Genomic DNA, 12,801 nt, shown 5'->3' on the forward strand with positions numbered 1-12,801 from the left:
GCCGCCCCCTGCCAAACCTTCGCCGCCATAGGCCAAAGCGCCGCCCTTGCCAAGACCGGGAGCTGCAACTGCTTCGGATCAAATATCCCCCGCGGAGCGCAGCACCGCCCGCAAGAGCCTCCGGCGGGGATATTTTGACTGAAGCAGTCGCAAGCGGGACTGGACCTTGCGCCGGGTATTCCCTATATAATCGCTCAACAACCTGACACGAGTGCCCCATGACCGAAGCCCCCGGCCCGCTTGAAGGCTCGCCGCTGATCCGCCCCTCCAGCACCGAGCACCCGCTCTACGAGCGCGTTGTCGAAGCGTGTCGCACCGTATATGACCCTGAAATTCCAGTGAACATCTGGGATCTCGGGCTGATCTACACGATCGACATCAACCCCGAGAACGCGGTCGATATTACCATGACACTGACCGCGCCGGGTTGCCCTGTCGCGGGCGAGATGCCGGGTTGGGTGGCCGATGCGGTGGAACCGCTCGATGGTGTGCAGCGGGTCAATGTGCAGATGACCTTTGATCCGCAATGGGGCATGGAGATGATGTCCGACGAGGCGCGGCTTGAACTGGGGTTCATGTGATGTTCGGGCTTTCCGGCAAGGCGGCCGTTACGCTCAGCCCCCGCGCCGTCGCGCAGGTGGCGCGGCTGATGGCGGCGAGGGGCGGCGCGGGGCTGCGGCTTGGCGTCAAGAAGGGCGGCTGCGCGGGCATGGAGTACACGCTCGAGGTCGCCGAGGTGGCCGGGCCGATGGATGAGGTGGTCGAACAGGACGGCGCGCGGGTGCTGATCGCGCCGATGGCGCAGATGTTCCTGTTCGGAACCGAGATCGACTATGAAGACGGGCTGCTCAGCGCCGGTTTCAGGTTCAACAACCCCAATGTCGCCGAAGCCTGCGGCTGCGGCGAGTCGATCCGCTTCAAAGACACGCCCGACGCGCCCTGAGCGGATTTTTGCCTTGCAGCGCCGCGCATGCTGCCTAGTCTGGCGGCAAGGCAGCGGGGGGTGGCGCGATGCGGCGGAAACTGGCGGCAGGCAACTGGAAAATGAACGGAGTGGCGGCGGACCTCGCCGAGGTCAAGGCGCTGATCGCCGCCCACCCCGAGCCCGGCTGCGAGGTGCTGATCTGCCCGCCCGCCACGCTTATCGCGCAGATGAACTGGGCCAAGGGAGCGCATCCGCTGGCGCTTGGCGGGCAGGATTGCCACGTCAAGGCCGCAGGCGCGCATACCGGCGACATTTCGGCTCCGATGCTGGTTGATGCGGGCGCAAGCCATGTCATCGTCGGCCATTCCGAACGCCGCGCCGATCATGGGGAAACCAACTCCGAGGTGCGCGCCAAGGCGCTTGCCGCGCAGGCCGCCGGGCTGGTGGCGGTGATCTGCCTCGGCGAGACCGAGGCCGAGCGCGATGCGGGCGCAACCCTTGCCGTGATCGGGGCGCAGCTTGGTGCATCGGTGCCCGAAAGTGCGACCGGGGCAGATACGGTGATCGCCTATGAACCGGTCTGGGCGATCGGCACCGGGCGCACGCCGACGCCCGCACAGATCGCCGAGGTGCATGGCTTCCTGCGCGCCGAACTGGTGGCGCGCTTCGGGCCCGAGGGTGCCGCCTTCCGGCTGCTTTACGGCGGCTCGGTGAAGCCTTCGAACGCCGCCGAGATATTTGCCCTGCCCGACGTCGATGGCGCGCTGGTGGGCGGCGCGAGCCTCAAGGCCGCCGATTTCGGCGCGATCATCGCGGCACTTGCGGCCGCCTGAACCAAACGGCCCCCGCAAGGGGGGCCGCAGCCTATGCGCATCTGGTCGTTCAGTCGGCACCGCGCGAAATCCGGCTTGGCGTCAGCAGCCGCTTTTGCAACGCCCAGACCAGAAGCCCCGCACCGATGCCAATCGCATCTGTCAGCCAGCCACCATCGATCATGCCGAGCGCCGCAACCAGCAACACGATCCGCAGCGGCCAGGAAAGCGCGCCAAAGAACCAGCCCTGCACCATCGACGACAGCAGAAAGATGCCGAAGGCCGCCGAAACGAACACATGGGTTATTTCAATCCATGTGCCCTGCATCAGCATGGCGGGCGAGGAGAAGAACATGAACGGCACCACAAAGGCGGCAAGACCGATCTTGAAGCTTTCCACCGATGTTCGCATCGGGTCCGATTGCGCGATCGCGGCCCCGGCATAGGCCGCCAGTGCCACCGGGGGCGTGATCGCCGACATCACCGCGAAATAGAAGATGAAAAAGTGCGCGGTCAGCATTGGAATGCCCATCTGCACCAGGCCGGGCGCGATGACCGAGGCCGCCACCGCATAGGCCGCCGTGGTCGGCATGCCCATGCCGAGGATGATCGCCACCACCATCGCGAAGAAAAGCGCCATCGCCTGGCTCTGGCCGGCAAGGCCGAGCAGCAGCGATGAAAAGCGGGTGCCGACCCCGGTCAGCGCGATGACCCCGACAATGATCCCTGCCGCGGCGCAGACGGCCACCAGTTGCAGGCTCATCTTCGCCGCAATTTCAAGCGCATAGAGAATCGCGCGCGGGCCCATCCTGTATGGCGTGAGCCAGCTGACCACGGTCGCCGCCGCCATGGCGAGCGTTCCGGCACGGATCACCGAATAGCCCATGAACAGCGCGCCGATCAGAATGAAGATCGGGATGAACAGATAAACCTGGCGCGCCAGCTTGCCGAATTTCGGCAACTCATCGCGTGGCAGCCCCTTCATCCCGTGCTTCTGCGCCGCCAGATCGACCATGAAATAAACCGACATGAAGTAGAGAACCGCCGGAATGATCGCCGCAATCACGATGTCGCGGTACGCGATGGCGGTAATCTCGGACATGATGAAGGCACCCGCCCCCATGATCGGCGGCAAGATCTGCCCGCCCGAAGACGCCGCAGCTTCAACCGCCGCGGCGGTCTGCGGCTTGTAGCCGACCCGCTTCATCAGCGGAATGGTCAGCGACCCCGTCGCCACCACGTTGCCTGCCGAGGTGCCGTTGATCATGCCCATCAACCCCGAGCCGAGCACCGCCACCTTGGCCGGCCCGCCCCGCGATCCGCCCGCGGCGGCAAAGGCGAAATTGACGAAATATTCGCCCACCCGGCTTGCCTGCAAGAACGCCGCAAAGGTGACAAACAGGATGATGTAGGTCGAGGAGATCGCCGTGGTTGGCCCGAGAATGCCCTGATCGGTATAGACATAGGTGAAAAAGCGCGAGGCGCTGTAGCCTCGGTGTTGCAGCACGCCGGGCAGCCACGGCCCGACAAAGCTGTAGAGAATGAAGATCGAGGCGATGATCACCAGCGCCAGCCCCGCCAGCCGCCGGGTCAGTTCGAGGATCAGGATAACCCCGGCTATCGCCGCATACATGTCGGCCTGTTTGGCCAGCGCCGTACCTGCCCGCAGCCGCAGGAACGGCGCGTGAAAGATGATGTACATCGCCACCGTGACCGCCGCGATCGCCAGCAACACGTCGGCAAGGTCGATCCGGCGCCGGTCGCGCAGCGGAAACACCCAGCCAAGCAACAGCACCCAGATCGTGCCGCCGACCAGCGGCAGGCTGAAGCTCCATTCCATCGCGGTCTTGGCGGCGGCTTGATCGACGCCTTTGCCGGTGATCCAGAACAGCAGCGCCTGCGCGAAGGCCAGCAAAATGGCCACCGCGCCGGGGGCAAGCAGCAAGAGGTAGGTGCGTTGCAAAAGCGCAGGGGCCCGCGCGGCACCCGATGCCGGCAGGCTCGACCCCGAAAACAGCAGGAACCCCAGCGCCAAGCCGCCACCGACATGCAGCAAACGGTAGGTCCAGGTTTCCAGCGGGTAGAGGTTCATCACCCCGACGTGGAAGGACGTATAGACGATGCACAGCACCATCACGAGATAGGCCACATGGCCGGTCGGCACGCGCTGGTTGATGGAAATGATCTCGGCATCGACGTTTTGCGAAAGCGCATGCAGGTCGGCCGGAGCCTTGGCGGTCGCGGTCATCGGGTTCTCCCAAGGGAAAGGCAGCAGGTGTAAAGCGGCACCCGCCCCGCTTCGGGCAGGTGCCGCCAATGCTTGCAGGCGACCGTTACTTCAGGTTCGCGGGCACCACGAAGCCCTTTTCTTCAAGGTAACGCACGGCACCGGGGTGGAACGGCATGAAGGTGTTCTTGTCCCAGTTCGCCAGCAGCGTTTCCTTGGCCGCCGCGTGGATACCCACCATGCGGTCGGGGTTTTCCATCGCCAGTTTGGTGATCTCGTAGGCGAGGCTTTCGGGCATATCGGCATGCGCGATGGCAAAGTTCCAGAGCGCGACGGTGTTCTGGTCGTAATCATGCCCGGCATAGGTGCCTGCGGGGATCGCCAGGGGTGCCATTGCCGGATAGGCGGCCAGCACCTTCGGCAGTTCCTCGGCGCTAAAGCCGAACATCACCACATCCTGTTCCGCAGCCAGTTGCGAGAAGGCCGAAATCGGCACGCCTGCCGCAAAGGCGAAAGCGTCGATCAGCCCATCACCAAGCTGGCCCGCGGCATCCGAGGCCCCCGCATTCGAGATATTGGCGCTCACACCCAAAGCTTGCAGAAACAGCGGCCAGTAGGTTCCGGGGGTGCCGCCCGCCGGGCCGACACTGACGCGTTTGCCCGCCAGATCGGAAACCGAGGTGATACCCGATTTCTTCAGCGCAATCACCTGGAACGGGGTCTGATACATCGGGAACAGTGCGCGGATCGAGCGGTGCTCAAGCCCCGGCGCAAGTTCGGATTTGCCCATCCAGGCGTCAAAGGCCGGACCCATGGTGACCAGACCCATCAGGTGGTCGCCGGTTTCCACCAGCGTCACGTTCTGCACCGGGCCGCCGGTCACTTCGCCGGTGGCGCTGAGGCCAAGCGCCTCGGTGATGTAGCTGGCAAAGCCGTTGCCATAGACAAAATAGGTGCCGCCCTGGCTGGCAGTGCCAATTGTCAGTTCTCTCGGCCAGCCGGCGCGGTCTTGGGCGGCAGCAGGAATGGCCATAAGTGCAGCAACCGCAAAAGCGGCAAATTTGGTGAGTCGCATAGTGTTCCTCCCAGAACGTCTCTCAGGTGCAGGGGTCCGGCCCCAATCTCGCGCTTACCCAGCGGCAAGCGGCGAAATGCCGGTACAGGAAAGCAGACTGCGCCACCGCCGATCAATCACCATGTGGCAGATGCCCGCAGGAATATGCACCGAAGCAGGCGCGATGGGTGGAAATCGTTACATCACATGGCCGAGGTGTAGCGATTCCTGCCCATCAGCGGGTCAGTTTTCATTGCTGCCGCTGTAGTCGGCCTTGTCCAACCCGTAGCGCTGCATCTTTTCATAAAGTGTCTTGCGCGAAAGCCCGAGCTGTTCATAGACCGGGCGCAGGCTGCCTAGATGGGCGCGCAGAGCACTGTCAAGTGCGCGGCGCTCGAACTCGGCCACCTGATCGGCAAGCCGCGTCGGCCCCTCGACATTTCCGAGCCCTGCCTCTGCCAACCCCAGGCCAAGCGCAAAACGGTCCGCGACATTGCGCAACTCGCGCACATTGCCGGGCCAGTCGCGCGCGGCAATGGCAGCGATCACCTGCGGCGGTGCCTTGACCGGTTCAACGCGATGGCGCGTGGCGGCCTCGGCCAGAAGCCGCAGGAACAGCAGCGCCACATCTTCGCGCCGCGCCGACAAGGGCGGCACGGTCAGCCGCACGGCGTTCAGGCGGTAAAAGAGATCATCGCGGAACCGCCCGGCCGCCACCTCATCCTCCAGCGCTACCCGACTGGTCACGATGAAGCGCGCATCTAGCGCCACCGCCTCGTTCGAACCGAGCCGGGTAATTGCGCCTTCCTGCAACACGCCCAACAGCTTGCCCTGCATCGCGATCGGCATCGAGCCGATATCGTCGAGCAAGATCGTGCCGCCGCGCGCATGTTCGAACTTGCCGAACCGCGCCCGCATCGCGCCCGGAAATGCGCCCGCCTCATGCCCGAACAACTCGCTTTCGATCAGCGTCTCGGGCAGCGCCGCACAGTCGATGGTGATGAACGGCTTGCGCGCCCGCGCCGAGAGGTCATGCAGCGCCCGCGCCACCACCTCCTTGCCCGATCCGGTTTCGCCGACGATCAGCACATTGGCCTCGGTCGGGCCAATGGTGCGGATCCGCCGCCGCAGGTCGATCATCGCATTCGACCGCCCGACCAGCCGCTGTTCCAGATCGTCCGCCTGCCCGGCCGCCGCGCGCAGCACCCGGTTTTCCAGAACCAGCCGCCGGTGATCGAGCGCGCGGCTGGCGATTTCGACCAGTTGCGAGCCGGAAAACGGCTTTTCGACGAAATCATAGGCCCCCTCACGCATTGCCCGCACCGCAAGCTGCACATCGCTGTGCCCGGTGATCAGAATCACCGGTATTTCGTGGTCGATCTCGTGGATGCGGTTCATCAGGCTGATGCCGTCGATGCCGGGCATGCGGATATCGGTAATGACGATGCCGGGAAAGCCGAAGCTGACCAGATCAAGCGCGCGGTCGCCCTGCGCCAGTTCCTCAACCTCGAACCCCGCCAGATCAAGCAGTTGCGCGGTAGAGGCCCGCATCGCCGCATCGTCATCGACCAGCAGGATATGCACCGCGCTCATGCCTTCGCTTGCCCCCCTGAAGCTTCGGCCACCGCACGCAGATCCAGGCAGAAAAGCGCGCCCCCGCCGGGTGCGTTGAAAACCTTCAGATCACCCCCGAAATCCTTGATGATATTGTAGGAAATCGAAAGCCCCAGGCCCAGCCCCTTGCCCACCACCTTGGTCGAGAAAAACGGATCGAATATCCGCTCGCGCAGCCCCGCAGGCACCCCCGGCCCGTGGTCGCGCAGGCTTAGCCGCACGCCCTTGGCGCTGGCGCGGGCGGAAAGCTCGATCCGCCGGTCCGCTCCCGCTTCCACCGCGTCGGCGGCGTTGGAAAGCAGGTTGACCAGCACCTGTTGCAGGCGCACCGGGCCGCCCACCACCTGCGGCAGGTCGGCGGGCAGATCGACGATCAGCTCGGCCTGAGTGTCTTGCAGGCGCAAGGCGGCAATTTCCTGCGCCGCCGCCACCACCTCGGCAAGGTTCACCGCAACCAGTTCCTGCCCCGGCTTGCGCGCGAAACTGCGCAGATGCTTGCTGATCGAGGTCATCCGGTCAACCAGCGCCAGAATTCTGCCGATGTTGTCGCGCGCCTCGCCGACCCGCGCCCGGTCGATCAGGGTAAGCGCGTTATCGGCATAATTGCGCGCCGCGGCGAGCGGTTGGTTGAATTCATGGCTGAGCGCGGCAGACATCTGGCCAAGCGCTGCAAGCTTGCTTGCCTGCACCAGATCTGCCTGCGCCTTGCGCAGGTCGTGCTCCGCCGCCGTGCGCTCGCCTATCTCGGCCTCCAGCCGCACGTTGACATTGGCAAGCTCCGAGGTCCGCTCCACCACGCGGCGTTCAAGTTCGGCCTGCGCCTCGGTCTGCATCTGCAACCGCTCGCGCAGCCGCGCGCGCCGCTGCCCCATGACCGCAAGCCCCATGCTGCCCAGACCCGCTACCAGCAGCGCCAGTATCAGCGCGGTCAATAGCTGGCGGCGTGCCGAGGCGGTATCAAGCAGTACGCTCACCGTCCAGCCCACATCGGGCATCGCTTCGGAAAGCAACAGAAACTCGCGCGCGCCGGTGCCCGCTTCGGTCACCGTGGCAAGCCGATGGCCGCCGCGCAGCGGCGTTTCCGCCAGCGGCAGCGCGCGCAGGGTGGCGTCGGCATAGCGCCGGGTCGCCGCACTTTGCGCCAACCGCTCTTCCGTCAGCGGGAAAATGCCGGCAAACAGCCATTCCGCACGACTTGCAAGAAAGATGATCCCTTCCGGGTCGGTGACGATGATCTCGTCATCGCCGCCGCGCCAGGTTTCCTCGATCGCGTCAAGATCGACCTTGAAAGCGATCACCCCCAGAATGCGCCCGCCCTCGCTGACCGGAGCGCCAAAGTAATAGCCGCGCTTGCGCGAGGTGGTGCCGAGCGCAAAGAATCGCCCCTGCCCGCCTGCCGCCGCATCGTAGAAATACGGGCGGAAGGCAAAGTTGCCGCCGACGAACGAGGTGGCAGTGTCATGGTTCGAGGCGGCGCGGGTGGTGCCCGAAAGGTCCATGTAATAGACGTCGGAAGCCCCGAGCAGCACCGCAATGTGCTTGAAATAGGCATTGGTGCGGGCCACCAGATCGGGGTCGTCGGGGCTTGCGGCAAGTGCGCGCACCAGTGCCGTCTCGGCGATCAACTGCGGCAGCCGCTCGAACCGCGCCAACTGCCCGCGCATCGTCGCAACCGCCAGCCGCAGCGTGGTGTCGCCGCGCCGCGCGGTATCGCCCAGAAACAGGCCAAGCGCATCGCGCCCCGCAAGCACGGGCAGCGATGCAAGCAATGCCGCCCCCAGCGCCAGCACCAGCCAGTAGAGCCGCCACCGCCCGGAAAGCGCTGTCCGGCCCCCTGGGTGGGCGGCTAGGTCGGCGGCCTCTGCCATGCGCTGCATATATCCTCCTCGGCTCAGGCTTGCAGCAATCCTAGCGCAACAGCGGCGCTTCAGGAAAGCCGCGCGTCACCGCCACCCCGGTCACGGCACGATCGAATAGAGCACGAACTCGGTGCGCGGTGCGAATGTGTCATAAAGTGCCCGCGCCGCGGTATTGCTTTCGGCGGTCAGCCACCTCACCCCCGGCAAGCCCCGCTGCCGGGCAAAGCCGCGCACATGCTCGATCAACGCGCGCCCGGCACCAGCCCCCCGCGCCTCGGGGGCGACGTATAGGTCGGAGAGGTAGCAGGTCATCGAACCGCCAAGCGAGCGGTGCATCAGCTGATACTGCACCAGTCCAACCGCCTCGCCCTCGGGTGTCACCGCCAGATCGGCCCAGAACGGGTTCGCCGGTTCGTGAATCCAGCCCCAGACCGCCGCTGCGGTCGCGGGCGCGAGGTCGATCTGGTAAAACGCCGCATAGGCCGCAAAAAGCCGCAGCCACGCCGTGCGGTCTTCCGGCCCGACCTGCCTGATTGTCACCCGCATCTTCCCTCCACTGCTTCAGGCAAAATATCCCCCGCGGAGCGCGCCTTGCTGGCAAGACCTGCCTCCGGCGGGGATATTTGCGCCAAGGCAGACCTAACCCGCGGCGCGCAGCCGGGCAATCAGGCTTGAGGTATCCCAGCGCCCGCCGCCCAGCTTCTGCACATCCTTGTAGAATTGATCGACCAGCGCGGTCAGCGGCAGGCTCGCCCCGGTCTCGTTCGCGGTTTCAAGGCAGATCCCCAGATCCTTGCGCATCCAGTTGACCGCAAAACCGAAATCAAAGCGGTTCTCGGCCATTGCCCGGTGCCGGTTCGCCATTTGCCAGCTTCCCGCCGCCCCCGCGCCGATCACCTCGACGAGTTCGGGAATGGAGAGCCCCGCCTTCTCGGCAAAATGCAGCGCCTCGGCCAGCCCCTGCACCACCCCGGCAATCGCGATCTGGTTGCACATCTTGGCAAGCTGCCCGGCCCCGCTTTCGCCCATTCGGCGGCAAACCTTGGCGTAGGCGGCCAGCACCGGCTCGGCGCGGGCAAAATCTGCTTGCGAGCCGCCGCACATGATCGACAGCGCGCCGTTTTCCGCCCCCGCCTGGCCGCCCGAAACCGGCGCGTCGACAAAGCCGATGCCCGCCACCGCCGCCGCCGCCGCCAGTTCACGCGTGACCCGGGCGGAAACCGTGGTGTGATCGACAAACAGCGCGCCCCGCGCCAGGCCCGCGAATGCCCCCTCCGGGCCAAGGCAGACGGCGCGCAGGTCATCATCGTTGCCGACGCAGGCCAGCACCAGATCGGCACCCTGCGCTGCCGCTGCCGGGCTTGGCGCGCTGGCACCGCCGTGTGCCGCAACCCAGGCCGCGGCCTTTGCCGGGCTGCGGTTATAGACCGTCACCGTATGGCCTTTGGCGGCCAGGTGCCCCGCCATCGGGTAGCCCATCACCCCAAGCCCCAGAAATGCCAGCTTCGCCATTTCGCCCCCCCCTGCCCGCACGACCTGACGGAAACGCGCGTTGAACATTGATCCGGCGTCAACTAGTTACGCATTGACCTTGCCCCGTCAATTGCGGGACCGAAGCGGAGACCCCGATGTTGACCGCCTTCCGCTGGCTTGTCCGGCTCGCCTCGGCGCTTTTGGCGCTATTGGTGCTGGCGCTTGCCGGGGCCTATTACTTTGCTGTCCGCTCGCTGCCCGACTATGACGAGACGCATCTGGTCGCAGGCATCAGCGCCCCGGTCGAGATCGTGCGCACCACCGACGATGTGCCGCACATCTTCGGGGCCACCGATGCCGATGTCTATTTCGCGCTTGGCCTTGCCCATGCACAGGATCGGCTCTGGCAGATGCTGTTGCAGCGCCGCACTGCGCAGGGGCGGCTTTCCGAGCTTTTTGGCACGCGCACGCTGGCCACAGACGAGTTGTTGCGCAGGCTTGATCTCTATACGCTCGCCAACCAGTCAGTGGCCGCGCAGGATGGCTATGCGCTGCTGGCCCTGCAAGCCTATGCCGATGGCGTCAACGCCTGGATCGGACTGGTGAATACGGGCGCGCGCGGGCGCGGGGCACCGGAGTTCTTTCTCTATGCGCCCGACATCGCGCCCTGGCAGCCCGCCGATTCGATCGCGGTGCTGAAGCTCACGGCGCTGCAACAAACCAACGCTCTGCAATCCGAGGTGCTGCGCGCCCGGCTGTCGTTGCGTGATCCAGTTTGGCTGCGCGACCTGCTGCCCGATGCACCGGGTGCCGCAATCACTGCATTGCCCGCGTTCGCGAGCCTCTTTCCCACCGCTCCGCGTGATGTAGCAGGCTTCGCCGTTGCGGCGGACGCGCTTTCACCGGTTGTGCCGCGCGGCCTGGCACCGGCGTCGAATGCCTTTGCCGCGGCACCGGGGCGTTCGGCTGCGGGCGGCTCGCTTTTGGCCAACGACCCGCACATGGGGCTTTCGACGCCTGCGGCCTGGTATCTGGCGCGGCTTGAACTTGCCTCGGGCGGGGTGATCGGGGCCACGCTTCCGGGCACGCCTTTGGTGCTGGCGGGGCGCAGCGCGGCGCTTGGCTGGGGCATTACCGCGGCCTACGCCGACGATCAGGATCTTTTCATCGAAGAACTCAGCCCCGACAACCCCGACCGCTACCGCCTGCCCGATGGCTGGGCAGGCTTTTTCACCCGCCGCACGATCATCGAGGTCAAGGATGCCCCGTCGGTAACGCTGACCCTGCGCTGGAGCGAGAACGGCCCGATCCTGCCGCCCTCCACCTTCAACCTTGCCGCGATCACGCCGCCGGGCCATGTCGTGGCGCTTGCCTGGACCGCGCTTTCCGATGCCGATACCTCGATGAGCGCCGGGTTGCGGCTGATGCGCGCGCAAAGCGTGGCCGAGGGCGTGGCCGCGGTGCAAGGGCACATTGCCCCGGCGCTCAATCTGGTGCTTGCCGATGCCCAGGGTGTCGGCATGCTCACCATCGGCACCTTGCCCGCCAGAGACCCCGCCCACCAGACCCAGGGGCGGATGCCGAGCCCCGGCTGGGTCACCGCCAACCGCTGGCAGGGTGTCTTGCCGCGCGCAAACCGCCCGCAGGTTCTGGCCCCGCCTGGCGGCATCGTCGGCAACACCAACAACAAGGTCTCCGACGCCGCCTTTCCCGACCATGTGAGCTTTGATTGGGGCGACACCCAGCGGGTGTTGCGCTGGCAAAAGCTGATGAGTGACCGCGAGGTGCACAGCCGGGAAAGCTTCATTGCCGCGCAGCTTGACGATGTCAGCCCGGCGGCGCGGGGCCTGTTGCCGCTGGTCGGTGCCGATCTGTGGTTTACCGGAGCCGCCGCCCCCGCCGGCACCCCCGAACGCCAGCGTCAGCGCGCGCTTGAACTGCTCGCGGGTTGGGACGGGGCGATGAACGAGCACCTGCCTGAACCGCTGGTTTACGCCGCCTGGATGCGGGCGCTGCAAAGCCGCCTGACCCGCGACGAGCTGGGGCCGCTTGCGCAGGAATTTGCAAACCTTGAGCCGCTCTTCATCGAGCGCGTCTTTCGCAACACCGAAGGTGCGGCGAAATGGTGCGACGTGATCCAGTCGGCACCGGTGGAAAGCTGCACCGATATCGCCCGCGCGGCGCTTGACGAAGCGCTGATCGACCTCAGCGCGCGCTTTGGCCCAAATGTCGAAAGCTGGCGCTGGGGCGATGCGCATGAGGCGGTGCACGAACATTCGGTGCTGGGGCAGGTGCCGGGGCTGGCCTGGCTGGTGAACATCCGCCAATCCACCTCGGGCGGAGATTTCACGCTCAACCGGGGCAGCCTTGCCGGATCGGGTGCAAACCCCTATCGCAACGTGCAGGCGGCAGGCTACCGGGGGGTTTACGACTTTGCCGACCCCGACAGTTCGGTGTTCATCATCTCCACCGGCCAATCGGGGCATCCGCTCAGCCGCCACTATGACGACCTCGCCGAGTTGTGGCGGCGCGGCGATTACATACCGATGTCGCTCGACCCCGAGATTGCCCGCGGTGCCGCTGCCGGGATCACCCGGCTTTTACCGAAATAGCGACGGCTCTGCCCACTGGCCTGCGAAATTTCCGCGGCGATCAGCTATAACGCCGCAAACTCGGCCTTTTGCCGTGCGGTCCAGCGGGTAGTGCCCCATTTGGTGGTGTATGAGCGCCAACCCTCGGAGAGGCTCGGTCTCGATCAGGCGGCCACGGCGGGCAGCCTATGGTTGGGAGTATCCGTGATGCGGGCGAGGGATTCCAGCCCCATGTAGCGCCGCGCC

The 12,801-nt window shown here is 65.7% G+C and carries 10 protein-coding genes; 4 read left to right on the forward strand and 6 right to left on the reverse strand.

Annotated features, from left to right (window positions below):
* The first annotated feature begins 218 nt into the window (after nt 1–218).
* The 3 genes from Q8J98_RS05980 (at nt 219) to tpiA (ending at nt 1,758) form a co-directional block, all read left to right on the forward strand.
* Entirely contained in the window at nt 219–581 is a 363-nt protein-coding gene (locus Q8J98_RS05980) for an SUF system Fe-S cluster assembly protein (protein ID WP_305183838.1), read from the forward strand.
* Complete coding sequence (locus Q8J98_RS05985) at nt 581–943, forward strand: iron-sulfur cluster assembly accessory protein (protein WP_305183837.1); 363 nt, start codon at nt 581–583, stop codon at nt 941–943. The genes Q8J98_RS05980 and Q8J98_RS05985 overlap by 1 nt, the downstream gene beginning before the upstream one ends.
* Nucleotides 944–1,011: 68 nt before the next feature.
* Complete coding sequence (gene tpiA, locus Q8J98_RS05990) at nt 1,012–1,758, forward strand: triose-phosphate isomerase (protein ID WP_305293573.1); 747 nt, start codon at nt 1,012–1,014, stop codon at nt 1,756–1,758.
* A 49-nt stretch (nt 1,759–1,807) separates the two neighbouring features.
* Here tpiA and Q8J98_RS05995 read toward each other — a convergent pair whose 3' ends face one another.
* From Q8J98_RS05995 to Q8J98_RS06020, 6 genes are all read right to left on the reverse strand, one after another.
* Nucleotides 1,808–3,985 carry a TRAP transporter fused permease subunit gene (locus Q8J98_RS05995; protein ID WP_305293574.1) on the reverse strand — a complete coding sequence of 726 codons (2,178 nt, stop codon included), beginning with the start codon at nt 3,983–3,985 and terminating at the stop codon, nt 1,808–1,810.
* An 85-nt stretch (nt 3,986–4,070) separates the two neighbouring features.
* Complete coding sequence (locus tag Q8J98_RS06000) at nt 4,071–5,039, reverse strand: TAXI family TRAP transporter solute-binding subunit (protein WP_305183834.1); 969 nt, start codon at nt 5,037–5,039, stop codon at nt 4,071–4,073.
* Between the two features lie 222 nt (nt 5,040–5,261).
* A complete protein-coding gene (locus tag Q8J98_RS06005) occupies nt 5,262–6,611 on the reverse strand; it encodes a sigma-54 dependent transcriptional regulator (RefSeq protein WP_305293575.1) in 1,350 nt (449 codons plus the stop codon).
* On the reverse strand, nt 6,608–8,509 hold the full coding sequence (locus Q8J98_RS06010; RefSeq protein ID WP_305293576.1) for an ATP-binding protein: 1,902 nt from the start codon (nt 8,507–8,509) through the stop codon (nt 6,608–6,610). Before Q8J98_RS06010 ends, Q8J98_RS06005 begins: the two co-directional genes overlap by 4 nt.
* Nucleotides 8,510–8,590: 81 nt before the next feature.
* A complete protein-coding gene (locus Q8J98_RS06015) occupies nt 8,591–9,037 on the reverse strand; it encodes a GNAT family N-acetyltransferase (RefSeq protein WP_305293577.1) in 447 nt (148 codons plus the stop codon).
* 93 nt (nt 9,038–9,130) lie between these two features.
* On the reverse strand, nt 9,131–10,003 hold the full coding sequence (locus tag Q8J98_RS06020; RefSeq protein WP_305293578.1) for an NAD(P)-dependent oxidoreductase: 873 nt from the start codon (nt 10,001–10,003) through the stop codon (nt 9,131–9,133).
* Nucleotides 10,004–10,119: 116 nt separating this feature from the next.
* Here Q8J98_RS06020 and Q8J98_RS06025 point away from each other — a divergent pair, with 116 nt between their 5' ends.
* Nucleotides 10,120–12,576, forward strand: coding sequence for a penicillin acylase family protein (locus Q8J98_RS06025; protein WP_305293579.1), 2,457 nt, complete (start codon nt 10,120–10,122; stop codon nt 12,574–12,576).
* Nucleotides 12,577–12,801: the final 225 nt, after the last annotated feature.

This window comes from Phaeovulum sp. (assembly GCF_030684035.1).
Taxonomy (GTDB): domain Bacteria; phylum Pseudomonadota; class Alphaproteobacteria; order Rhodobacterales; family Rhodobacteraceae; genus UBA6213.